Raw genomic sequence first — 23,359 nt, forward strand, 5'->3', positions numbered from 1 at the left:
CTCTCCGGGTTAACTGGCGTACCCGCTGCTGGCTGCGGCCTTCGCACCGCCGACCTCAACGAGGGCCTCTTCCAGATCCGCCAAATAACGCTCGCTCGCCTCCAGGTGCACCGGCGACAGCATCAAATGCAGCGCGGACGGATCGACCAACGCACCGGTGATCCAACCCTTGTGATGGAGCTTGCCGAGCAGCGCGAATGTGTCGGCCTCCGGATGGCGGAACGCAACGATGCCGAGTTGCGGTTTGCCGAACACCTCGAAGCCAAGTCGCCTCACCCCCGCCTCCACTTTCTCGCGCGTGTCGGTAACCATCTTCTGCTTGGCGCGATAGCCGTCGACGCCTAGGAAATTGATCACTGCCCACGCCGCGGCAATTGCGCCGCCAGGGCGCGTACCGGCGAGCGTCGGTGTGATCATGCGCCCAAGCGGCCAGGGGCCGGCGTCGAACGGCATGAATTCCTTCAGCGCCTCGGTCCGGAAGAAGACGGTCGAGGCGCCCTTCGAGGCGTAACCGTACTTGTGCAGATCGCCCGAGATCGACGACACACCCGGCACGGCAAAATCCCACGTCGGCAGATCCGCGCCGTTCATCTTCACAAACGGCGCGATGTAGCCGCCGACGCAAGCATCGACGTGCAGCCAGAGCTTCTTGCGCTGCGCGACTTCCCCCAGCGCTTCAATTGGATCGATCAGGCCGTACGGAAAATTCGGCGAGGATCCGACGATCATGATCGTGTTCTCGTCCGCCGCCGTTTCGATCGCTGCCAGATCGGCGAGGCACTCCTTTAGCGGCGTCCGGCGGACTTCTATGTCCATCACCATCGCGGCCTTGTGGAACGCCGGATGCGCCGAGTACGGCGTGACGATGTTCGCCGGCCCCTTCTGGCCTTTTGATCGCGCGTAATCCCGCGCCGCCTTCACGGCCATGAAGATGGAATCCGTGCCGCCGCTTGTCATGCCGCCCGCCGCGCCCTTCGGCGCATTGAGCAGCTGCAGCCCGAACGCCACCACTTCGCGTTCCATCCGCGCAAGGCTCGGAAACGCCGCCGGCCCCAAGCCGTTCTCTTCAGAGAACATGGCGTAGGCGGTCTTCTTCACGCGCTCGATCTCTTCGCCGGCGTTGAAGATGTAGATCGCGGTTTTGCCTTCGCGCCATTTAACATCGCCCGCGCCCATCTCGCGCATGCGGGGTTCGAGGTCGCTCCAAGGCGTGCCGTGCTGTGGGAAATCCGTGCTCATGCGCTGAACCAAGCACGCGGACGCGCTGGGTTCAACTCACGACGCGAGCGCCAAATCCACGATCTCGACTTCGGCCTTCACGGTGCCGTTCCACTCGTTCTTCTTGATCCGGACAGCGGCGTGGTAGGTCGCGTCGCGCTTCATCAGCGCTTCGCCAAGCGGGCTCTTCATGGCGCGGAAGGCGATGCCGCTGACACGGGCGCCGCGCGCGTCCTCCAGTGTGAAACGGACGTGCTCTTCCTTCACCAGCTTGGCGAAGCATACGCGCACGTCCGGTAGCGCAAACACCGGCTCCGGGTGGCCCTGCCCGTATGGCCCGATCTGCTCAAGTGCATCGAGCAGCTGCAGATCCATCGTGCCAACGGCGCCCGCCGCATCGATTGAAAGCGCGCGCGCTTCGCCGGCTGCAGCCGCGATCTCAGGCGCAAGGTAATCGGACAGAAAATCCTTCAGCGCTTCAACCTTGTCCCACTCAACCGTCAGACCCGCCGCCGCCGCGTGACCACCACCGTTGATGAGCAGTCCTGCCAACTTCGCGGCAGCCACGGCCGCCCCGAGATTGACCCCTGGCGTCGAGCGGCCTGAGCCTTTTGCCGGTTCATGCTCGGAGACGCCGCCGAGCACGATGGTCGGCTTCATCAGCCGATCCTTCAGCCGGCCCGCGGCGATGCCGATCACGCCTGGATGCCATAGGTGCGAGCCGACGATGACGACGTTGCGCTTCTCGGCCTCCGCCAAAGCTGCGGTCTCGGCATCAGCCAACATTTCGGTTTCCCGCGCGCGGCGCTCCTGGTTCAAGGCCTCGAGCGTAGCGGCGAGTTCGCGGGCTTCTTCTTCGTTTTCGGTTGAGAGCAGTTTCGTCGCCAGCGACGCATCGCCGACACGCCCACCCGCATTGATGCGCGGGCCTAGAATAAAACCAAAATCGTAGACGGTCGCCTCGCCCTTGCGCCCAGCGTTCTCCGCCAGCGCGACCATGCCGATGTTCTTTCCGTTGCGCAGAATCTTCAGCCCCTGTGCAACGATGGCGCGGTTGAACCCAGTGAGCGGCGCGACATCACACACCGTCCCGATAGCCGCGAGATCGAGCATCTGGATCAGGTCGGGCAGATTGTTTGAGCCAATCGACCCGCGCTTGCGCGCTTCGCGGTTCACGGCGGCGAGTGTCACTAACACCACGCCGGCGGCGGTAAGATGCCCCTGCCCCGATGTGTCGTCGAGCCTGTTCGGATTGACCACCGCGCGCGCTTTTGGCGGCGGGCCGGCCATCAAGTGGTGATCGAGCACGATGACATCGAGGCCGAGATCCGCGGCTGCGTTCAACGGCTCTTCAGCCGCCGCGCCGCAATCGACGGTGATGACGAGTTCGACGCCTTCCGCCTTCAACCGCTCGAACGCCAAAGCGGAGGGCCCATAGCCCTCCTTCATCCGATCCGGCACGTAAATCTTCAGCTCACGCCCGCGCGCGCGAAAGTAGCGCACGAGCTGCGCCGCGGAGGAGCCGCCATCGACATCGTAGTCTGCCAGCACGGCGCAGGAGCGGCCGCCGACAATCGCATCTTCAATCACGCGCGCGGCTTCATCCATGTCCTGAAACGACGACGGATCAGGAAAATGCGTCTTCAGCGTCGGCGCCAGAAACGCTTCCGCCTCATCCAGAGAAATCCCACGCGCTGCCATCAGCCGCGCGGCGATCTCCGGCAAGCTGAAACGCCGGCGAAAGACCTCGGTCAGTCCCAGATCGGCCTCGCGCGCGCGCCAGCGCCGGCCCGTCAAGGAGCGTTCCACGCCAAGAAACGCGGACTCCGTTGGCTTTTTTGCGATCGCCGCCGTGGCCATCCCCCTCGGTAGCCCGATTCGCAGGCGTTCAGACCGGCTGGCGCACCCGGAGTTCGCTCACCGTCCGCGTATAGGAATTCAGCACCAGCGTATGCGTGTGCGCGACGCCGTTCACGACGCGGACGCCATCGAGCAGTGAGCCCTGCGTCACGCCAGTCGCCAAGAACAGCGCATCATCCGACACCAGCTCCGTCAGCGTATAGCGGCGCTTGAAATCGGTGACGCCGGTGCGCTCGGCGCGTTGCTTTTCGTCGTCGTTGCGGAAAACCAGGCGCCCCTGGAATTGGCCGCCGACGCACTTCAACGCTGCCGCCGCCAGCACGCCCTCGGGCGCGCCGCCTTGGCCCACGTACATATCGATGCCGGTTTCCGGCTTGGTGCAGTTGATCACGCCGGCAACGTCGCCATCGGTAATAAGATGTACGCGGCAACCGGCTTTGCGCAGCGCGGTGATGATGTCGGCGTGGCGCGGACGATCGAGCACGCACACGCCAATGTCTTCGATCTTCACGCCCTTGGCCTTCGCCAGCGCCTTGGCGTTTTCATCAGCCGGCTTGTCTAGATCAACGATCCCGTCTTCGAAGCCCGGGCCAACGGCGAGTTTGTCCATGTAAGTATCGGGAGCATGCAGCAGCCCGCCGCGAGGTGCGAACGCGATGACGGCGAGCGCGTTGGCCATGGCTTTGGCCGTCAGCGTCGTGCCTTCGAGCGGATCGAGCGCGATATCGAGTTCGACGCCCTGGCCCGTGCCGACTTCTTCGCCGATATAAAGCATCGGCGCCTCGTCGCGTTCGCCTTCGCCGATGACGATGCGGCCCTTCATGGGCATCTGGTTCAGCATGTTGCGCATGGCGTCGACGGCGGCCTGGTCGGCGGCCTTCTCGTCGCCCCGGCCCGTCAGCTTCGCAGCCGCGATCGCCGCCGCGATCGGCACACGCGCCGCCGAAAAGGCGAGGTCGTCGGTCATGTTATGCATGCGGAACTCCGAAAATGTGGCGATGGCTTTCCCCGCCGGGAGGCCCGGCGTCAAGCGCGAAGCGGCGATGGAAAGCTACTCTGCAGCCGTGGGGGCCGCATTGGACTGAAGAAAACGTTTTAGGTTGCGCGCGGCTTGGCGAATGCGCTGTTCGTTCTCCACCAAGGCGATGCGGACGAAGCCGTCGCCGTATTCACCGAACCCAGCACCCGGCGCGACGGCGATCTCGGCGCCCTCCATCAGGCGCTTGGCGAACTCGATCGAGCCCAGGTGTTTGAATTGCTCCGGCAACGGCGCCCAAACGAACATCGACGCGCTTGGCTTCGGCAGCGTCCAGCCTGCCTTGGCGAAGCTATCGAGCAACACGTCGCGGCGCTGCTTATAGGTGCTTCGCATCTCTTCAACGCAATCCTGCGGCCCGTTCAGCGCGGCGGCAGCGGCAACCTGCACTGGCGTGTAGGCGCCGTAATCGAGATATGACTTCACTCGCGCCAGCGCCGCGATCAGGCGCTCGTTGCCGAGTGCGAAGCCGACGCGGAAACCGGCCATCGAATACGTCTTGGAGAGCGTGTTGACCTCCACGCACACATCAGTCGCGCCATCGACTTGCAGGACCGATGGCGGCGGATCGCCTTCGAAGTAGATCTCCGAATACGCCATGTCCGAGAGCAGAAACATCTCGTGCTTCTTCGCCAGCGCGACTGCGTCTTTGTAGAAATCGAGTTCTACCGTCTGGGCGCTCGGGTTGGCCGGATAGCACGTCACCATCGCGATCGGCGGCGGCACAGAGTGGCGCGCGGCGCGGCTGATGCCGGAAAGGTATTGCTCGGGCGAATGCGCTTCGATCGAGCGGATCACGCCGCCGGCCATGATGAAGCCGAAGGCGTGAATCGGGTACGACGGATTGGGCGAGATGATCACGTCGCCCGGCGCGGTGATGGCTTGCGCCAAATTGGCGAAGCCCTCCTTCGAACCCAACGTCGAGACAATCTGGGTGTCTGGATTGAGCTTCACGCCAAAACGGCGATCGTAATAGCCGGCCATCGCCTTGCGCAGCCCCGGAATACCGCGCGACGCGGAGTAGCGGTTGGTGCGCGGCTTGGCCGCCGTCTCACACAACTTCTCGACGATGTGCTGCGGCACCGGCAAATCCGGATTGCCCATGCCGAAATCGATAATGTCCACGCCCTGATTGCGCAGGCGCGCTTTCAGCTTGTTGACCTCCTCGAACACATAAGGCGGGAGGCGGCGGATCTTGTGAAAGTCGGAGGCGCTCACGGTTCGTGCGACTGACGCGTCTCTTCCAAATCCTCGCGGGCTTCGTCGAGGAATTCGGCTGGCGTCTCGGCCAGCGAAGCGGGCTCTGAGCGCGGGTTCTGCTTCACGGCTTGGCCCGCGGCGACAACATCGGCCTCCACCGCCGCCCAATGCGCGGGATCGACGTTAGCGTCATGGTCCCGCGGAACGGATCGAAGGCTCGGGTACGACGAGTCGTTCTCAGCACTGCGCTCGCTGAACCATTCCGGCGTCTCTACCGAGGAGGTGTTGATGCAGCCGCCGAGGCCGACGAGGCCCGCGAGAGCTGCAAGAGCGATGGTTCCGCGCATGAAAAGACTTCCCTGGAGGGATTTGGACCCCGATTTCCCTCCTATACCAGAGCCTGCCTTTGCGCCACCACGCGAAGCGGCATTACAATATCTCCAATAGGGAGAACACGATGACCGAAGCTGACGGCGGCGCCCCAGGCCCCGCCGCGCCCGCGCCAAAGCCCGCCGCCAAGCGGGCGCGCAAGCGTGCATCGGGTACGCGCAAGCCGCGCGCTGCCAAGGCCGAGCCGGCGCCTGAAGCGGTAAAAACCGAGGCGCCGAAGCCAACCGCGAAACCACCGGCGGAAACGCCAGCGCGGCTCAATGACCTCATCATGGAGCAAACCGCCGAGAGCCTTTCAGCACTCTCATCGAACCTGACCGCCGCGATGACGCGCGCGAACCAGGTGTTCTCCACCGCCTTCATGGATCAGTCGAAGAACACGGAGACGTGGCAACCCGATCCGCTCGGCATGCAGAGCGCGCTGAACGATGTGTGGGGCCATCTTGCGTCGCAGCCGGAAACACTGCGCGAAGCGCACGCCACTCTGTGGCAGCGCTACGCCGACATCTGGGAACGCCACGCCGGTTACATGCTGACCGGCCAAACGCCAGATGAGGGTCCCATCCGCGACAAGCGCTTCCGCGATCCGGAATGGCGCTCTAACCCGGCGTTCTCAATGCTCCGCGAATCCTATCTCGCGACTTCGCAATTCATCACAGACTTGGTCGAACGCACTGAAGGCGTGGACGAAGCCACCAAGCGCAAAGCGGTGTTCTTCATCAAGCAAGCGGTAGATGCCGCTTCGCCTTCGAATTTCCTGATGACGAACCCCGCCGCGTTGCGGGCAATGTTCCAGTCCGGCGGCACGAGCTTGATGAAGGGCGTGGAGAACCTCGCCGAGGATCTGAAACGCGGCAAAGGCGCGCTGGCGATCTCGCAAACGGACCTAGACGCCTACAAAGTCGGAGAGAATGTTGCGACGTCGCCGGGCAAGGTCGTCTTTCGTAATCGCGTGTTCGAACTGATCCAGTACGCGCCGTCCACGGAGAAAGTGCACGAGGTTCCCCTGCTGATCTTTCCGCCCTGGATCAACAAATTCTACATCCTCGATCTCCAGCCCAAGAACTCGATGATCAAGTGGCTCACCGATCAAGGCCACACCGTGTTCTTGGTCTCCTGGGTTAACCCGGGCGAGGACATGGCGGAGGTCGGCTTCGAAGACTACATGCGCGAAGGCATCTACGCCGCCGTCGAGGCAGTGACGAAGGCCGCCAACGTCGATCGCATGAACACGGTTGGCTATTGTGTTGGCGGCACGCTGCTGGCGGCAACTCTCGCGCATATGGCCAAGCTTGGCGACGAACGTATCCAGAGCGCGACGTTCTTTGCGTCGCAGGCTGACTTCAAGCTCGCCGGCGATTTGCTCGTTTTCTCCGACGAGGCCGGCATCAAGTTTCTCGAAGACAAAATGGATCAGGCCGGCGGCGTGCTCGACGCGCAGACCATGGCCGATACCTTCAACTCACTGCGGTCCAATGATCTAATCTGGAATTACGTCGTCGACAATTATTACATCGGAAAACAACCACCACCGTTCGATCTGCTCTATTGGAATGCCGACCAGACGCGCATGCCCAAGGCGCTGCACCTATTCTATCTGCGCCAGTTTTATCGCGATAACGCGCTGAGCGAAGGCAAGCTCAGCCTGCTCGGCGAGAAGCTCTCGCTGAAGGACGTGAAAATCCCGATCTTCATGCAAAGCTCAAAAGAAGATCACATCGCGCCCGCGCCCAGCGTTTATCGCAGCGCGCTCTCATTTGGTGGCCCGGTTGAGTTCATCGTGGCGGGCTCTGGCCACATCGCCGGCGTCATCAATCACCCGAGCGCCAACAAATACCAATACTGGACCAACAAGAACCTCAAAGGCTCGGTCGACGACTGGATGGCGTTCGCCCACGAGGCGCCAGGTTCGTGGTGGCCGTATTGGGATAAATGGCTGGGCGAACGCAGCGGCGAAGACGTACCCGCGCGCACGCCGGGCGACGGCGAACTGAAACCGCTCGCTGACGCGCCAGGCGAGTACGTGAAGGTGCGATCGAGCTCTAGCTGAGCCCAGCGCCCTCATCCAATCCGAGCGCGATGTTCAAATTCTGCACCGCTGCGCCGCTGGCGCCTTTGCCGAGATTGTCCAACAGCGCCACGAGGCGCGCTTCTTCGTCGTGACCGAACACGAAGAGCTTGAGCTGGTTCGTTCCGTTCAGGCTTTCGGGATCGAGCGTCTTCAGCGCGCGCGCTTCTTCCGGCGAGGCGACGGTGACGAAACGTTCGCCTTTATAAGCTTGAGCCAGCACCGCATGCACGTCTTCGAGTTTGGCGCCTTTGCCCATCGCAGCCAGCGGCAGCGGGACTTCGACGATCATGCCTTTGTAATAGCGCCCAACGCTCGGCGCGAAAATCGGCGCGCGAGCAAGCCCGGCGTATCTCTGCATTTCCGGCACATGCTTGTGCTTCTGCGCCATCGAGTAGATGCGGTACGGCACACGCGTAAAGCTGGGATCAGCCTCGTTCTCGAACTCCGCAATCATCGCCCTGCCGCCACCGGAATAACCGCTGACAGCGTTCACGCTGATCGCCCAATCGCGCGGAACGATCCCAGCTTCCGCTAACGGTCGCACCAACGCGATAAAGCCGGTAGGATAGCAACCAGGATTGGAGATGCGCTTCGACGCCGCGATCTTGGCGCGCTGATCCTTGGCCATCTCCGCAAAGCCGTAGGCCCAATCGGGCGCAACACGATACGCCGTCGACGCATCGATCACCTTCACCGCGTCGTTCTCGATCAACGACACAGCCTCACGCGCCGCATCATCCGGCAAGCACAGGATCACCGCGTCGACACTATTCAGCAGCCGCTTGCGCTCGTCCGCGTCCTTGCGCTTGGCCGGATTGATCGAGACAAGCTCAACGTCGCGACGGCTTTCCAGTCGCTCGCGGATTTGCAGGCCGGTTGTGCCCGCTTCGCCATCAATGAAGACTTTAGCGCTTGAGATCATTTCTGCGGACTCGCCAATCTTCGATGGAAGAATAGAGGACACACGTGACACCACCCGGGCCACGTATCGGTAAATGCATCTCCGCTACACGACCATCCGACACTCGAAACAAAAACTCGTCCACTTCGGAGTTCTCAGCGATTGCCTCTAGCGTCTCGGGGTCGAGAGGGAATGTCGGCGGAAGAGCGCGCTTAAACTCTCCACGCAGTCGCACACGAGCATTCTCGTCGACCTCGCGCCAGCCATCCGGCCAAGTCTGCATCGCTCTCTCCAAAAACAAAACGGGCGCTTCCCGAAAGAAGCGCCCGTCCCGTAACCCAAACCTTGAAGCGGCTTAGCGCTTCGAGAACTGGAAGCTCCGGCGGGCCTTCTTGCGGCCGTACTTTTTACGCTCGACCACGCGACTGTCGCGGGTGAGGAAGCCGGCGTGCTTCAGCGGCGGACGAAGCGCCGGTTCGTAATCGCAAAGCGCCTTCGAGATGCCGTGACGCACCGCGCCGGCTTGACCCGAGAGGCCAGAACCGACGACCGTGCAGAACACGTCGAACTCGCCTTCGCGGTTCGTGATCTTGAACGGCTGGTTGATCATCATGCGCAGAACCGGGCGCGCGAAGTATGCATCCGACTCTTTGCCGTTGATGGTGATCTTGCCCTTGCCGGGCTTCACCCAAACGCGCGCGATGGCGTTCTTGCGCTTGCCGGTGGCGTAAGCGCGGCCGAACTTGTCGACCTTGCGTTCACGCTCGATGGCGATGTGTTCGGTGCCAGTCCCCGGCGGACGGCCGGTGATTTCGCCGAGTGACTCAAGGCCTTGGCCGATGTCGCTCATGATTAGCCAACCCTCGAGTTCTTGCGGTTCTTGGATTTGAAGTCGATCGAGACCGGGTTCTGCGCCGCGTGCGGATGATCGGCGCCAGCATAGACGCGCAGCTTCGCGAGCTGACCACGCGCCAACGGGCTTTCCTTCGGCATCATGCGTTCGACGGCTTTCTCAAGCACGCGCTCGGGATGCTTGCCAGCGAGCACCTTGCCCGCGACGCGCTCCTTGATGCCGCCCGGATAACCGGTGTGGCGATAGTAGATTTTGTCGGTCAGCTTCTTGCCGGTCAGGGCGACCTTCTCGGCGTTGATGACCACGACATGATCGCCGGTGTCGACATGCGGCGTGAAATCGGCGCGATGCTTGCCACGAAGGCGCAGCGCGATGAACGAAGCGAGACGGCCCACAACCACGCCTTCGGCGTCCACCACGATCCAGCCGTGGGTGATCTCCGAGGCCTTGGCCGAGCGCGTCGATTGGGTGCGCATTGGAATAAGTCCTGACGAAACGAAGGCGCGCGTGTAGTGGAGACGCGAATCGGCGTCAATAGGCGACGTTTTCTTCCGTGTTTTCCATAACTTACTATTACGGTAATATTCTACCGCCGCACCAAACGGATGGTCCCGACCGTCGCAATCCAAAGCGCTACGGCTCCAAACTGGTGCAGCAAGCTCAAGGAGAGCGGCGCAGCGGCCAGAACCGTCAGCACGCCCAACATCACCTGAAGCAGCGCCAAAGCCCCAATCGCGAGGCCAGCAGCCCTGCCCTCGCCCTCGCCGCGCAGCAACGACGCTAGCGCTACGCTCACCGCAGCTAGCGCCACGACATATCCGCTAGTTCGGTGCAGCAGATGCTGCGTTGCGTGGTCCTCCGTGAAGTTCGCCCAGAACGATTCCAGCCCAAACGCGGACGATGGAATCCACTCCCCACCGATCGTCGGCCAATCCGCATACGCGCGCCCGCCGTCGCTACCCGCGAGCAACGCGCCGAGCATCGCCTGAACAAAGACTAGCACGAGCAACAGCGACGGCGCCCAACGTGGCGCTCCGAGTTGCGTCGGCGTACGCGGCCAACCAAACGCGCCCAGCGCTACGCTAAACGCAAGCGCGAGAATAAAGAGCGCCATGCCCAGATGGATCGCTAGACGCACTGGGCTTACATCCAAGCGATCGAACAGTCCGCTCGTCACCATCCACCAGCCAATCGCGCCCTGCAGGCCGCCGAGCACGAACAGTAGCCCCGTCACGCGAAAGCGTCCGCGCAAGCGTCCGGTGAACAGGAAGAACAGCGCCGGCAAAGCGAACGCCATGCCAATCAACTGGCCCAAAAAGCGATGGCCCCACTCCCACAGATAGATCTGCCGGAATTGCGTGAGGCTCATGCCGTAATTCTGGTTCTGGTACTCAAGCGTACGCTGATAGAGCGCGAACTCCTGCGCCCACGCCGTCTCGTTCATCGGCGGGACGAAGTGCTTCATGACGTTCCATTCGGTGATGGAAAGGCCGCTATCGGTCAGCCGCGTCGCGCCGCCGACGAGGATCATGCATGTCACCAGCGCGCAAATGACCAGCAGCCAGATGCCGACCCATTTGTCGCGCGGCGGCCAGATGTCGTCGCTTGCCATGCTTGTCGTCCCTCGCTCGCCTCCATAGAACCGGGCGAGCTTGGCGGAAACGCGGCGCGCCGCCGCGTAGGGACGTTTCATGAATATCCGCACACGCAAGGCGGTCGGCTGCTTGGCGCTGCTGGCGTACATCGCGCTCTACGCCGTGCTGGCGGCAAGCCTCGGCGTGGCGCTAGCGCCGTTGCTGCCGACCTGGGCGGAACTCGTGTTCTACGCCATTGCCGGCATCGTCTGGATTTTTCCGCTGAAGCCGCTGTTCGCCTGGATGAACCGCGGCGCATAAGAAAACCGCCCCGAAGCGAGGCTCCGAGGCGGCTTCATCATCGCGACTGAAGCGTTATTGGTTGAGCAGGATGCTCAGGATAACGCCGGTGGCGATGCCGACGAGCAGCACTTCACCGCGATCGTCGCGGACGTAGTGGTAGCCACGCGGCGGCGCACGCAGGTGCTCACGGCGATAGTCGACTTGGCGATAGCTCGACCGCGCGTAGTTCGGGAGACGGTCGCCACGGCGCCATTGCTGATAGGCCGGGCGATAGTCGCGGCGTTGCATCTGCGCGCCGTTCGGTTGGCCGTAGTAGAATCGGTTGCCAACATAATAGCCATTGTGGTTGCGCTGATTCCAGCGTTGCGCTTGGCGCACGTCCCGACGCTGCTCACGCAAGTTCTGACGCGCATCGCGCACGTCCTGGCGCTCTTCCCGAACGTCGCGGCGCGATTGCGCGGCAGCTGTGCCGGTCATCGCCAGCGGGCCGACCGCAACAAGCGCTGCAAGCGCCGCGGTTTTGAAAATCTTATTCATGACTTCTGCTCCTCTTCCGACGAGACCTCGTCATCTCGTTGTGTGTGAAGCTAACGTCCGGCCCCTGAATGCGTTCTGAGGAGGTGTGTCCAATCAATAACTTAGCGGCGCCAACCTGTGTCAGCGGCCGCGTTGGACAGAGCTTGGCGCAACTTTTTTCAGCTTATTGAATGCGGGAACCTGTACGGTGCTGAAAGCGTTTCACCCTGCCCATTGCGCGCGGGGCGGCGTTGGGCGCGCCGAAGTGTTTTCACGCTGCGCGGCCGTCCGACAAACCAGTAAGAGGACGCGTGCCCCACGATTGCGCATCACCATCGAAAGCGCCGCCACCCCTCGACCTTCGCGCTCATGCTCTCTTCCTCGATTTAGATGGCACGCTCGTCGATATCGCCGCGCGTCCGGAGGACGTTGTGGCTGGCGAGAACCTTCGCACCTTGTTGCGTGACCTCGCACGCGCGCTCGGCGGCGCAATGGCGCTGCTGACCGGACGTACAATTGAAAGCGCCGAAAGCATCCTAGGCGGCGCCATAGACTCCATCGCCGGGTTGCACGGATTTGAAACCCGCTTCCACGGCGCCACGCATCGAGCTGAAGACGATCTTTCGCCGGTGACGGCCGCACTCGTTGCAGCGCGCGCGATGCATCAATCGGGTGTCCTTCCCGCGCGCATTGAGGATAAACGAGCAGGCTTTGCTCTGCACTACCGTGATGCGCCGGAGGCGGGCCCTGCTGTCCGGCAGATCGCAGAGATGATTGCCGAAGCGCACGGGCTCACCGTGATCGAAGGCAAGATGGTTGCAGAACTCACGCTTGGGGTGCGCACCAAGGGCGATGCGCTCGCCGCGTTCATGCAAGAGGCGCCGTTTCGCGGCCGCACGCCCATCGCTCTCGGCGACGACGTCACCGACGAAGACGCCTTCACGGCGGCGCGCGAACGCGGTGGATATGGCGTGCTGGTTGGCGCGACGCGGATCAGCGTCGCCACCTACGCAGTGCGCGACTCTAGCGCTGTCACCGCCTGGCTCGCCGCGGGGCTCCGCGCATGACCAGCCTTGACCTCTCTCCCATCGGCAATTGCGCGCAATCCGCGCTGATAGACCGCAACGGCCGCTTTGTCTGGGCCTGCGTGCCGCGCATCGACGGCGATCCGATGTTCTGCGCGCTGATGTCCGGGCGCGACGCGGCGGAAGATCAAGTCGGCATATGGGCAATCGACCTGATCGACCAAGTGAGCGCCGAGCAACGCTACGAGCGCAACACGCCAATCCTGGTGACAACGCTCACCGACGCGCGCGGCAACGTGCTGGAGATCACCGATTTCTGCCCGCGCTATCGCCGCCACAACCGGCTCTATCGGCCAAACGCGTTCATCCGCATCGTGAAGCCACTCTCCGGCGCGCCACGCATCCGCGTCCGGCTGAAGCCCGCGATCGATTGGGGCGCACAGGGCGCGGAGACGACTTCGGGCTCCAATCACATTCGCTACCGCGTGCCCGGTGTGATGCGGCTCTCCACATCATCCCCCATCTCGCACACGCTGAGCGGCCAGGTGTTCCGGCTTGAGCAAGAGCACGTCTTCTTCCTCGGCCCTGACGAGCCGTTTGACGAGGATCTCCGCGTCCGCGTCAGCGCGATGTACGACAACACCAAACTCTACTGGCAGCACTGGTCGCGCATGCTGGCGACCCCGCTAGAATGGCAAGCCGACGTCATCCGCGCCGCCATCACGCTGAAGCTCTGCGTCCACGAGGAAACCGGCGCCATCGTCGCGGCGATGACGACGTCGGTGCCGGAGTTTCCGAATAGCGGCCGCAACTGGGACTATCGCTATTGCTGGCTGCGCGATGCTTATTACACGGTCCAGGCGTTGAACCGCCTCGGCGCAGCAGACATCCTCGAAGGCTATCTCGGCTATCTGCGCAACATCATCGACGCAACGCCGAGCGGTCGCATCCAGCCCGTCTACGGCGTCGGCATGGAGCCGATCCTGCAAGAGGCGATGATCGACTCCCTGCCCGGCTATCGCGGCATGGGGCCTATCCGCGTCGGTAATCAAGCGCACGAACACCACCAGCACGACGTCTACGGCCAGATTGTTCTCTCCACCGTGCAAGCCTTCTACGACACGCGCCTACTGCGCCCGCCTGGCGTGGATGATTTCCGCGCCCTCGAGAGCGTCGGCGAACGCGCCTACGACGTGCATCTGAAACCGGACGCCGGACTCTGGGAATTCCGGACTAAAGCCGCCACGCACACGTACTCGACGCTGATGTGCTGGGCCGCCTGCGATCGTCTCGCCAACGCCGCCAATCGTCTGAGTTTGCCGGATCGCGAAGCCTATTGGCGTGACCGCGCCACGGCGATCCGCACGGCGATCGAGACCAAAGCCTGGAACGGCAAACTCGGCCGCTTCGCTGCCACACTCGGCGGCGCCGAGATGGATGCGAGCCTGTTGCAGATGCTCGACACGCGCCTCGTTGCGCCCGACGATCCGCGCTTCCTCGCCACCCTCAAAGCCATCGAACACGATCTTCGCCGCGGCGATCACGTGCTGCGCTACGCCGACGAAGACGATTTCGGCAAACCCGAAACCGCCTTCAACTTCTGCACGTTCTGGCTGATTGAAGCGTTGTATCTCGTCGGGCGTCACGAAGAGGCTCGTTCGCTTTTTGAACAGATGCTGGCGCGCCGCACCCACGCCGGCCTGCTGTCGGAAGACTGTGATCTCGCCACCGGCGCGCCCTGGGGCAACTACCCGCAAACCTATTCGCTGGCCGGCCTCATCAATTGCGCCGTCCTTCTGAGCAACCCATGGAGCACAGTGCGATGAGCCGCCTCATCGTTGTTTCCAACCGCATCTCGCCGCCGGCGCCCGAAGGCGCGTCGAGCCAAGGCGGCCTCGCCATGGCGATGTCGGCGGCTTTGCGCGAATATAGCGGCGTTTGGTTCGGCTGGAGTGGCGAATCCACGGGGCAATACACCGGCCAAATCGCGATGCAGCGCGTCAATGGCATCACCGTCGCGACGCTCGATCTCGAAGAACAGGATATCGAAGAGTACTATAACGGCTATGCCAATCGAACGTTGTGGCCGCTCTTCCACTATCGGATCGATCTCACCCAATACGAGCGCTCGTTTGGCGAGGGCTACGAACGCGTCAACAAACGCTTCGCCGAAACGCTGCTGCCCCTGATCGAGCCGGACGACATTATCTGGGTGCAGGACTATCACCTAATCCCGCTCGGCCGGGAATTGCGCGAACGCGGCGTCAAGAACGCGATCGGCTTTTTCCTACACATTCCTTGGCCCGCACGCGAACTTATCCTCACGCTGCCACGCCACCGCCAATTGGTTGAATCGCTGTTCCACTACGACGTCGTCGGCTTCCAGACCGATGAGTGGAAGAACGCGTTTCAAAGCTATGTGGTTTACGATGCCGATGGCATGACGCTCTCGGACGGGCGCATCCGCGCCTTCGGCCGCACGGTCCGCCCGCAAGCGTTTCCGATCGGGATCGATGCGAAAGGCTTCGCCGCGTTCAAGAACTCCGATGTCGCGCAAGAGAGCTTCACGCGCATGACGGAGAGCAAAGCTGGGCGCAAAATGCTCTTAGGCGTCGATAGGCTGGATTATTCCAAGGGCATCGACGAACGCATGCTGGCGTTTGAGCGCCTCCTGATCGAGAATCCAAAACTGAAGCGGAAGATCTTCCTATTGCAAATCTCGACGCGCACCCGCGAAGATGTTGAGGCCTATCAAGATATGATCCATCGCCTCGACGCACTGTCCGGGCGCATCAACGGCGCCAACGCCGAAATGGATTGGATACCGATCCGCAACGTCCACCGCATGCACTCGCGTGAGGAGCTCGCCGGCATCTACCGCGCCGCCGACGTCGGCCTCGTGACGCCGCTGCGCGATGGCATGAATCTGGTCGCCAAGGAATTCGTGGCGGCGCAAAACGAGACCGATCCTGGCGTGCTGGTGCTGTCGCGCTTTGCCGGCGCCGCGCAGCAGATGCGCGAAGCCTTGATCGTGAACCCCTTCAGCCAAGAGGACGTGGCCGACGCCATCAAGCGCGGACTCGCCATGCCAGTGGCGGAACGGCGGCGCCGTTGGCGCGCCTTGATGGATGGGGTGGAGAAAGACGATGTCGTCGCCTGGCGCGACAACTTCGTCGCGGCGCTTGAGGAAGCCCGCGACGCAGGGCTCAAGCCGCCACGCCCGCGCATTGCCGCGGGCGGCAAGGACAGCTAAGAGGGCCGTCCCGCGGGCGACCCTCGCGGGGTGTCGGAGCGTAGCGCAGCCCGGTTAGCGCACCAGTCTGGGGGACTGGGGGTCGAGAGTTCGAATCTCTCCGCTCCGACCAACACTTTTCCGCGTTACGGCGCCGATGCAGTAGCCACGACACGCGCGCGGCTGCGCAGCGGCCGGTTCAAGCCTTCCTCCGTCACCGCGCCACGATCACCACGCGCGCGCAGCTCGAACTTATCGTGGTCCCAGCGGAATTCGCTCTCCAGATAGGCGCGAATGGCGCGGGCGCGCGCTTCGGAAATCTCGATGCTGATCTCAGCCTCAAGCGCGGCGTCGGCCATACCGATGATGCGCACGTGATCGATCCGGCAGCCGCGCAACGCGGTGCCGACCGCGCTGATCGCTTCGCGGGCCTCAGGAGACAGCGTCGCGTCGGCGCCGTCGAAATAGACGTTGAAGTCGCGCTCGTAACACGCCGCCGGATCGAACGCCGTGGCGGCGTCGCTCGAGCCTGGCAACGTCTCGCACGCACCCAACGCAGCAGCGAACACAACGGCGGCAAACATCTTATTCAGCATCGAGGATCCCCCTGACTCGGAGCCAACTACTCGGAGCAACATACGCGGAGCGAACTTAGCTTAGGATTTGGCGCGGCCGCGACCGCCTTTTTCGACGAAATCGCGCATCATCTGTGAGGGCCGGAACGTCACGACGCGGCGCGGCGTGATCGGCACTTCCTCGCCCGTTTTCGGATTGCGGCCGATGCGTTGACGCTTGGCGCGCACATTGAAGTTCCCAAACCGCGAGAGCTTCACCGTATCGCCGTCGACAAGCGCGTCCTGCATCATTTCGAGCATACGCGTGAGCAAGCGATTGGCGTCAGTGCGCTGCATATTGGCGCGACGCGCCAGCGCTTCGACTAGATCGGCGCGTGTGACAGTCTTGGCCACCGGAGCCCCCTCCGCTTGCGCGTCCTCGCGCGCCAGGAAAAGCTAGTCGTCCCTGATGGTTAGGTCAAATATTGCGGAGCGGTCATAGTCGGACTAGTGCGGCGCCCCAGGTGAGCCCCCCGCCCAACGCTTCCATCAGCACTAGGTCGCCCGTTTTGATTCGTCCATCACGCACCGCAACATCGAGCGCCAGCGGGACCGAGGCGGCCGAAGTGTTGCCGTGAATGGCGACAGTGGCGACCACTTTGTCCACATCGATGCCGAGCTTGCGCGCCACACCGTCGAGAATGCGCTGGTTGGCCTGGTGCGGGACGAACCAATCGACCGCGTCGAGTGATACACCCGCCCGCGCGCAGGCTTCGAGCATAGCGCCGGAGATATGCTCAACGGCCTGGCGGAAGACGGCGTTGCCCACCATGCGGACTTTGCCAACGGTGCCCGTCTCGGACGGGCCCCCGTCGACATAGAGCAGATCGTGCATGCGTCCGTCAGTGCGCAGGAACGTCGAGACGATCCCACGGTCGCCGGCATCCTCCTGCGCCTCGAGCACGACCGCGCCAGCGCCATCGCCGAACAGCACGCAGGTGCCACGATCCTCCCAGTCCATGATGCGCGAGAAGGTCTCTGCGCCGATCACCAACGCGCGCTTGGCCTGACCGCGCGCGAGAAAATTGTCCGCCGTGGCGAGCGCGAAGACGAAGCCAGAGCACACCGCCTGCAGGTCGAAGGCGATGCCAGGCCCTGCGCCAATCGCGGCCTGAACGCGCGCGGCGGTGGCGGGGAACGTGAGATCAGGCGTTGCGGTGGCGAGGATGACGAGGTCGATGTCTTTCGCCTCTCGTCCGGCTTGTTCGAGCGCAGCGAGTGAAGCCTGGCAAGCGAGATCGGATGTCTTCTCATCGTCAGCCGCGATGTGGCGTTGGCGGATGCCGGTGCGCTCGACGATCCATTCGTCGCTGGTATCAACCTGCTTGGCCAGCTCTGCGTTGGTCAGAACGCGCTTGGGCAAATAGGAGCCGACGCCCAGCAGCACGGAGCGCAACGCCATCAGCCGGCGTCCCCGACCTTCGCCGCCGCCGCGATTTCAGCGTGCGCGAGCCGTTCAAGATTGTGTGCGATCTCTTCGCGATAATGGCTGCGCGCCATCTTCTCGGCGACGCCGATCGCGGCTGCGAAGCCGCGACCGTTCGCGCTGCCATGGCTCTTCACCACAAGGCCGTTGAGACCAAGGAAGAGCGCGCCGTTGAAAGTGCCGGGATCCATGCGCTTCCTGAGTTGCTGTAACGCCGGATAGGCGATCAGGGCGCCAAGCCGCGCCATCACGCCGCCGGTTAGCGCCTCACGCAGGAATTGGCCAACGAGCCGCGCAGTGCCTTCCCCGGTTTTCAACGCGATATTACCGGTGAAACCGTCCGTCACCACAACGTCCACGGTTCCCTTGGCGATATCGTCGCCCTCGACGAAGCCTTGAAAGTTCAGATCGACGCCGGTCTCGCGGATGAGCTGCGCCGCCGCGCGGATTTCCTCGTGGCCCTTCTGCTCCTCGGCGCCGACGTTCAGCAGCGCCACGCTCGGCTTGTCGACGCCAGTTACAGCACGCGCGAAAGCTTCGCCCATGATTGCGAACTCGACGAGCTGTTCACCGTTGGCTTCCACATTGGCGCCGACGTCGAGCATCACGGTGTAGCCACCCTTGGCGTTCGGCCAGCGCGTGGTCAGCGCGGGACGGTGCACGCCTTCCATGGTGCGCAGACGGAACATCGAGATCGCCATGAACGCGCCGGTGTTGCCGGCTGAGACCACCGCGTTGGCGCGGCCTTCCTTCACCGCCTCGACGGCGTTCCAAAGGCTTGAGCCCTTACCTTGGCGCAGCGCTTGGCTCGCCTTGATTTCCATGCCGATCGCTTTCTCAGCGGGCACGATTTCGGATTGCGCCTTGGCGCGCGGATATTTCTCGAGCAGCGCTGCGAGCTTTGTCGGGTCGCCATGGATCAGGAACCGCGCATCAGCGCTGCGGCGCGCGGCGATATCCACGCCTTCGACCACAATGTCGGGAGCGTGATCACCGCCCATGCCATCGATGGAGAGTACGAGGCCGTCGCTCATGCGGCGTGATTGTCCTGGGTGTCCCTGGCCGCCTGGGCCGCAGGGCGCGGACCATAGTCCTCGCGCCAGGGAAAGCCAAACCAACCGCTCATCCGGGGAAGTCTGGCCAGGCCGAGCTTTCAAACAATGCGACGAACGGCGCCTCAGCCTGCTGCGCCACAATCCGGAGCACATGCGGCGCGAGGCGGCTGGCGAAGTCCTCGGAGACGCCGGCATTGCGAACCAGCGCTGCCGCCAGGGCCGTCGCGTCCTGATCTGTGATCGCGCGCCCGTACGCGTCGAGCCGTCCGTAGAAATCGCCCGCTAGCTTATGCATGCGCTTGGGGACCGAGGTGTCGCCGACACCGTACTCCCGCAACCCAGCGTCGAAATGCCGGAAAAGCGTGTCCGTAAAGGCTTGGGCCAGGGGCGCCGCCTGCGGTTCCGCGCCCAGGCGCAGCAGGGCTTGCCCCGCGTACAGCGCCATGATTTCAAATCGCCCCTCCAAGGTATCTGGCGCCCTGCCTGCCCCGAACAAGGCGGGCCGCCGGCCAGCGGCCTGAACCGCCTCCAGCAAACGTTGCGCATCCGTCCCCACGCGGGATCGCCGAAACGGCCATATTCCCATCCCCTGTCCTGTGCTCCCCTCTTGCCCGTCCGCGCGGTCCGCCTTACCCGTGACCCGGTTTTTGGGGCCGATGCGCCCGCGAGGTGAAAACATGAATCGCGGTTTCTTGCGTTTGTCTGCTGCGGCTCTGGCGCTCGGCGCCGCCGCAGCCTGTGCGCCGGTGACGACCTACAGCGGCTTCCGTCCTGAGCGCAACGACGTCGAGATCGCCGATCCGCAGATCGGCGTAGACACGCGCTCCACGGTACAGCAGCGCTTCGGCTCGCCGTCCACGACCGCGGTGTTTGACGCCACGTCCTGGTATTATGTCAGCCAGACCCAAGAGCGCATCGCCTTCTACACGCCGCGCACCACCGATCGCCGCGTCATGATCGTGCGCTTCGACGGCGATACAGTTACGGCGGTCGAGAAGTTCGGCCTGGAGCGCGGGCGCCTCGTCAACTACAGCAGCGACTACACGCCGACGCGTGGCCGCGAACTCGGCTTGATCGAACAATTGCTCGGCAACGTTGGCACCACGCCACCGCTTCCGAACGCTAACGAAAACGAACAAGGCCCGCGCCGCGACCGCGAATAGGCGCAGAGCTCTAGACAAAAAAACGCCCCGGCTTTTGGCCGGGGCGTTTTGCTTTTCGGGCTAAGCCCGATCAGCCGTTCCAGTGCGCCAGCACCGCGAGCAGCAGCAGCGCCACAATGTTGGTGATCTTGATCATCGGGTTCACAGCCGGACCAGCCGTATCCTTGTAGGGATCGCCGACCGTATCGCCCGTGACAGACGCCTTGTGCGCCTCGGAACCTTTCTTGTGAACGACGCCGTCCTTGTCCTTGAAGCCGTCTTCAAAGCTCTTCTTGGCGTTGTCCCAAGCGCCGCCGCCAGACGTCATCGAGATGGCGACGAACAAGCCCGTCACGATCACGCCGACCAGCAGCGCGCCGAGCGAAGCCAGCGCCATCGAGACACCGGCAATGGCCCAGATCACCAGGAACAACACGATCGGCGCCAACACCGGCAGCAAGGACGGCACGATCATTTCGCGGATCGCGGCTTGCGTCAGGATGTCGACCGCCCTGCCGTAATCCGGCTTCGCCGTGCGTTCCATGATGCCCGGAATTTCGCGGAACTGGCGGCGCACTTCGGCAACCACCGCTTCAGCCGCACGTCCAACCGCCGTCATCGACCAGCCGCCAAACAGGTAGGGCAGCAGGCCGCCTATGAACAATCCGACGATCACGTACGGATTGCTCAAGCTGAAGTCCGGCACCACGCCTTCGAAGAAGCGGAATTCCGCAGCGTTCGCGGCGTAGTACTTCAGGTCTTCCGTGTACGCAGCAAACAGCACCAGAGCACCGAGACCGGCCGAACCGATCGCATAGCCCTTGGTGACGGCCTTGGTCGTGTTGCCAACGGCGTCGAGCGCATCTGTCGTTTTGCGCACTTCCGGCGGCAGTTCGGCCATTTCGGCGATGCCGCCGGCGTTGTCCGTGACCGGACCAAACGCATCGAGCGCCACCACGATGCCCGCGACCGAAAGCATGGCGGTGACCGCGATCGCGATGCCGAACAGGCCGGCAAGCGTGAACGTTGCGATAATGCCTGCAACGATGGTGAGCGCCGGCAGCGCCGTCGATTCCATCGAGACCGCGAGACCTTGGATCACGTTGGTGCCGTGACCCGAGACCGAGGCTTGCGCCACTGAACGGACCGGACGGAAGTTCGTGCCGGTATAATATTCCGTGATCCACACGATCGCGCCCGTGACAAGCAGACCGATCAGACCGCAGACGAAGAGATCTTGGCCAGTGATGTTCGCGAGTTCAGACGTCGCGCCGAGGCTTGGTGCGATAGAGCCCCAACCGACCGTGACTTGGAGTGCGGCGTAAAGACCAACGGCCGAAAGGACGCCAGCAACGATGAGGCCCTTATAGAGCGCGCCCATGATGTTGTTGGACGGTCCGAGCTTCACAAAATACGTGCCGATAATCGAGGCGATGATCGCGATGCCGCCGATCGCGAGCGGCAGCAGCATGATGGCCGATACTTCCGCCGCTTCGCGGAACAGGATCGAGCCCAGCACCATGGTCGCGACCGCCGTCACCGCGTAGGTTTCGAACAAGTCAGCAGCCATACCGGCGCAATCGCCGACGTTGTCGCCAACGTTGTCGGCGATGGTGGCGGGGTTGCGCGGATCGTCTTCGGGAATGCCAGCTTCAACCTTGCCGACCATGTCGCCGCCGACGTCCGCACCCTTGGTGAAGATGCCGCCGCCGAGACGGGCGAAGATCGAGATTAGCGAAGCGCCGAAGCCGAGCGCCACGAGCGAGTCGACAACGGTACGGCTGGTCGGTTCGTGGCCCAGCCATTGCGTCAACACGAGATAGTAGAACGCGACGCCAAACAGCGCACCGCCGGCCACGAGCATGCCCGTCACGGCGCCCGCCTTGAACGCCATCTTCAGGCCGCCCGCCAGCGAGTGGCGCGACGCTTCCGCCGTGCGCACGTTAGCTTGCACCGAGACGTTCATACCGATGAAGCCGGCCGCGCCCGAAAGCACCGCGCCGATTATAAAGCCCACCGGGATCGTCCAGTTTTCGTGGATGGGCAAAAACGCGATCGTCAGCACGATCACAACGCCAACGCCGACCATCGCGATGGTGCGGTATTGGCGATTCAGGTAAGCACGCGCGCCTTCCTGGATCGCCGCGGCGATCTCTTTCATCCGGTCAGTGCCGGCGTCGGCCTTGGTGATGGCTTGGGTTTCGAGCCAGCCGTAGAGCGCGGCGATGACGCCGCTGGCTACGACCAGCCAAAGGATAAGTTCTTGGCTCATGGTACCTGTCCTGGGCGTGGGGAAGACCCGTGGCGCCGGTTGGGGAAATGGGTTGGCCGCCGCGCGACAGTCCGTCAGCGCTACGCTTCCCCCAGAGGTCGCGCGGGTTACTGCCAAAAACCGCGCTTTTAGGCAATGGACGGCTTAACGCAGGGCGGCCGTGCTCAGATGCCGGACCCTTGGCTGGAATAGGTCGCCACGATCTGGATGGGTCCGACCGCCCGCTCGCCCAGCGCCTGAACCGCTGCCGCGCGATAGACCTGCAGCGCTAAGGCCTCGTTGAGGGCGTTGTTGTTGTGCGGATCAGCCAAGTCGTTGGAGTGGCTAGCCCGAACCAGGGCGTCGCGCAGAAAATGAGCACGCTCGCGGGTGCGCCAGAGGTCGACTTGCGGCGCGATCTCAATCCGAAGCGACACGAATAGGTAATTGACGAGATGGCCATCTCGGACGACCGGCACCGCCAAGTACGGCGCATCCATGGAGCGCGCCGTGGTGGACGGTCCCTCTTCTTCCTTGGCCTTTTCCTTCTCCCCGCCGTGGCCGCCCCCGCCCGAAGCGTTGGCGAGGCCAGCAAGCAGCGTCGAAGCGATCATGGCCGCGGCGATGGCGCGGGCAACGGCGTGACTACGTTTCATACCGACGGAAAGTCCGCCGCATTGGTTAGCGAGAAG

The 23,359-nt window shown here is 63.2% G+C and carries 23 protein-coding genes and 1 tRNA gene; 7 read left to right on the forward strand and 17 right to left on the reverse strand.

The features are described 5' to 3' along the window. Window positions 1-9: 9 nt before the first annotated feature. The 5 genes from DSM104635_RS10435 to DSM104635_RS10455 form a co-directional block, all read right to left on the reverse strand. On the reverse strand, window positions 10-1,239 hold the full coding sequence (locus DSM104635_RS10435) for a pyridoxal phosphate-dependent decarboxylase family protein (RefSeq protein ID WP_158766139.1): 1,230 nt from the start codon (window positions 1,237-1,239) through the stop codon (window positions 10-12). 36 nt (window positions 1,240-1,275) lie between these two features. After that, window positions 1,276-3,015: a single-stranded-DNA-specific exonuclease RecJ gene (gene recJ, locus DSM104635_RS10440; RefSeq protein ID WP_228445650.1), complete on the reverse strand. Its 1,740-nt coding sequence runs from the start codon at window positions 3,013-3,015 to the stop codon at window positions 1,276-1,278. A gap of 91 nt (window positions 3,016-3,106) precedes the next feature. Continuing rightward, window positions 3,107-4,054, reverse strand: coding sequence for a class II fructose-bisphosphatase (glpX, locus tag DSM104635_RS10445; RefSeq protein ID WP_158766141.1), 948 nt, complete (start codon window positions 4,052-4,054; stop codon window positions 3,107-3,109). Window positions 4,055-4,129: 75 nt separating this feature from the next. Beyond that, complete coding sequence (locus DSM104635_RS10450) at window positions 4,130-5,332, reverse strand: LL-diaminopimelate aminotransferase (RefSeq protein ID WP_158766142.1); 1,203 nt, start codon at window positions 5,330-5,332, stop codon at window positions 4,130-4,132. Further along, the gene (locus DSM104635_RS10455) at window positions 5,329-5,661 is read right to left on the reverse strand and encodes a hypothetical protein (RefSeq protein ID WP_158766143.1); all 333 of its coding nucleotides are present in this window, start codon (window positions 5,659-5,661) and stop codon (window positions 5,329-5,331) included. The genes DSM104635_RS10450 and DSM104635_RS10455 overlap by 4 nt, the downstream gene beginning before the upstream one ends. A gap of 110 nt (window positions 5,662-5,771) precedes the next feature. Between DSM104635_RS10455 and DSM104635_RS10460 the strand changes: the two genes are divergently transcribed. Then, a complete protein-coding gene (locus tag DSM104635_RS10460) occupies window positions 5,772-7,754 on the forward strand; it encodes a PHA/PHB synthase family protein (RefSeq protein WP_158766144.1) in 1,983 nt (660 codons plus the stop codon). Here the strand turns inward: DSM104635_RS10460 and argC are convergent. The 4 genes from argC to DSM104635_RS10480 form a co-directional block, all read right to left on the reverse strand. Continuing rightward, window positions 7,747-8,697 (reverse strand): N-acetyl-gamma-glutamyl-phosphate reductase, encoded by a 951-nt coding sequence (gene argC, locus DSM104635_RS10465; RefSeq protein WP_158766145.1) that lies wholly within the window; start codon window positions 8,695-8,697, stop codon window positions 7,747-7,749. The two genes, DSM104635_RS10460 and argC, sit on opposite strands and share 8 nt — an antisense overlap. Before the next feature lie 334 nt (window positions 8,698-9,031). Beyond that, entirely contained in the window at window positions 9,032-9,526 is a 495-nt protein-coding gene (rpsI, locus tag DSM104635_RS10470) for a 30S ribosomal protein S9 (protein ID WP_158766146.1), read from the reverse strand. Window positions 9,527-9,528: 2 nt separating this feature from the next. Beyond that, on the reverse strand, window positions 9,529-10,005 hold the full coding sequence (gene rplM / locus DSM104635_RS10475; protein WP_158766147.1) for a 50S ribosomal protein L13: 477 nt from the start codon (window positions 10,003-10,005) through the stop codon (window positions 9,529-9,531). A 110-nt stretch (window positions 10,006-10,115) separates the two neighbouring features. Further along, window positions 10,116-11,141, reverse strand: coding sequence for a COX15/CtaA family protein (locus DSM104635_RS10480; RefSeq protein ID WP_228445651.1), 1,026 nt, complete (start codon window positions 11,139-11,141; stop codon window positions 10,116-10,118). A gap of 79 nt (window positions 11,142-11,220) precedes the next feature. On the opposite strand from DSM104635_RS10480, the gene DSM104635_RS10485 reads away from it, so the two are divergent. Next, entirely contained in the window at window positions 11,221-11,424 is a 204-nt protein-coding gene (locus tag DSM104635_RS10485) for a DUF2842 domain-containing protein (protein WP_158766149.1), read from the forward strand. Between the two features lie 54 nt (window positions 11,425-11,478). Here DSM104635_RS10485 and DSM104635_RS10490 read toward each other — a convergent pair whose 3' ends face one another. Next, window positions 11,479-11,943, reverse strand: coding sequence for an RcnB family protein (locus tag DSM104635_RS10490; protein WP_158766150.1), 465 nt, complete (start codon window positions 11,941-11,943; stop codon window positions 11,479-11,481). Between the two features lie 290 nt (window positions 11,944-12,233). On the opposite strand from DSM104635_RS10490, the gene otsB reads away from it, so the two are divergent. The 4 genes from otsB to DSM104635_RS10510 all read left to right on the forward strand — a co-directional run bounded on the left by otsB (window position 12,234) and on the right by DSM104635_RS10510 (window position 16,312). Continuing rightward, window positions 12,234-12,989 carry a trehalose-phosphatase gene (gene otsB, locus DSM104635_RS10495; RefSeq protein ID WP_158766151.1) on the forward strand — a complete coding sequence of 252 codons (756 nt, stop codon included), beginning with the start codon at window positions 12,234-12,236 and terminating at the stop codon, window positions 12,987-12,989. Next, window positions 12,986-14,773, forward strand: coding sequence for a glycoside hydrolase family 15 protein (locus DSM104635_RS10500; RefSeq protein WP_158766152.1), 1,788 nt, complete (start codon window positions 12,986-12,988; stop codon window positions 14,771-14,773). Before otsB ends, DSM104635_RS10500 begins: the two co-directional genes overlap by 4 nt. Then, window positions 14,770-16,200 (forward strand): alpha,alpha-trehalose-phosphate synthase (UDP-forming), encoded by a 1,431-nt coding sequence (locus tag DSM104635_RS10505; RefSeq protein WP_158766153.1) that lies wholly within the window; start codon window positions 14,770-14,772, stop codon window positions 16,198-16,200. The genes DSM104635_RS10500 and DSM104635_RS10505 overlap by 4 nt, the downstream gene beginning before the upstream one ends. Window positions 16,201-16,234: 34 nt before the next feature. Next, window positions 16,235-16,312 (forward strand) — tRNA-Pro (locus tag DSM104635_RS10510). Between the two features lie 13 nt (window positions 16,313-16,325). On the opposite strand, the gene DSM104635_RS10515 is transcribed toward DSM104635_RS10510, so the two are convergent. The 5 genes from DSM104635_RS10515 to DSM104635_RS10535 all read right to left on the reverse strand — a co-directional run bounded on the left by DSM104635_RS10515 (window position 16,326) and on the right by DSM104635_RS10535 (window position 19,953). Continuing rightward, on the reverse strand, window positions 16,326-16,775 hold the full coding sequence (locus DSM104635_RS10515; protein ID WP_158766154.1) for an OmpA family protein: 450 nt from the start codon (window positions 16,773-16,775) through the stop codon (window positions 16,326-16,328). A 60-nt stretch (window positions 16,776-16,835) separates the two neighbouring features. Continuing rightward, window positions 16,836-17,147, reverse strand: coding sequence for an integration host factor subunit alpha (locus DSM104635_RS10520; protein ID WP_158766155.1), 312 nt, complete (start codon window positions 17,145-17,147; stop codon window positions 16,836-16,838). Window positions 17,148-17,229: 82 nt separating this feature from the next. Beyond that, window positions 17,230-18,198: a beta-ketoacyl-ACP synthase III gene (locus DSM104635_RS10525; protein WP_158768065.1), complete on the reverse strand. Its 969-nt coding sequence runs from the start codon at window positions 18,196-18,198 to the stop codon at window positions 17,230-17,232. After that, entirely contained in the window at window positions 18,195-19,253 is a 1,059-nt protein-coding gene (plsX, locus tag DSM104635_RS10530) for a phosphate acyltransferase PlsX (protein ID WP_158766156.1), read from the reverse strand. Before plsX ends, DSM104635_RS10525 begins: the two co-directional genes overlap by 4 nt. A gap of 88 nt (window positions 19,254-19,341) precedes the next feature. Further along, entirely contained in the window at window positions 19,342-19,953 is a 612-nt protein-coding gene (locus DSM104635_RS10535; protein WP_158766157.1) for a ubiquinol-cytochrome C chaperone family protein, read from the reverse strand. Between DSM104635_RS10535 and DSM104635_RS10540 the strand changes: the two genes are divergently transcribed. After that, window positions 19,952-20,437 carry an outer membrane protein assembly factor BamE gene (locus DSM104635_RS10540; RefSeq protein WP_158766158.1) on the forward strand — a complete coding sequence of 162 codons (486 nt, stop codon included), beginning with the start codon at window positions 19,952-19,954 and terminating at the stop codon, window positions 20,435-20,437. The two genes, DSM104635_RS10535 and DSM104635_RS10540, sit on opposite strands and share 2 nt — an antisense overlap. A 70-nt stretch (window positions 20,438-20,507) precedes the next feature. Here DSM104635_RS10540 and DSM104635_RS10545 read toward each other — a convergent pair whose 3' ends face one another. After that, the gene (locus DSM104635_RS10545; RefSeq protein ID WP_158766159.1) at window positions 20,508-22,688 is read right to left on the reverse strand and encodes a sodium-translocating pyrophosphatase; all 2,181 of its coding nucleotides are present in this window, start codon (window positions 22,686-22,688) and stop codon (window positions 20,508-20,510) included. Between the two features lie 164 nt (window positions 22,689-22,852). Beyond that, a complete protein-coding gene (locus DSM104635_RS10550) occupies window positions 22,853-23,323 on the reverse strand; it encodes a hypothetical protein (RefSeq protein ID WP_158766160.1) in 471 nt (156 codons plus the stop codon). Between the last annotated feature and the right edge of the window lie 36 nt (window positions 23,324-23,359).

Source organism: Terricaulis silvestris (assembly GCF_009792355.1).
Lineage (GTDB): Bacteria > Pseudomonadota > Alphaproteobacteria > Caulobacterales > Aquidulcibacteraceae > Vitreimonas > Vitreimonas silvestris.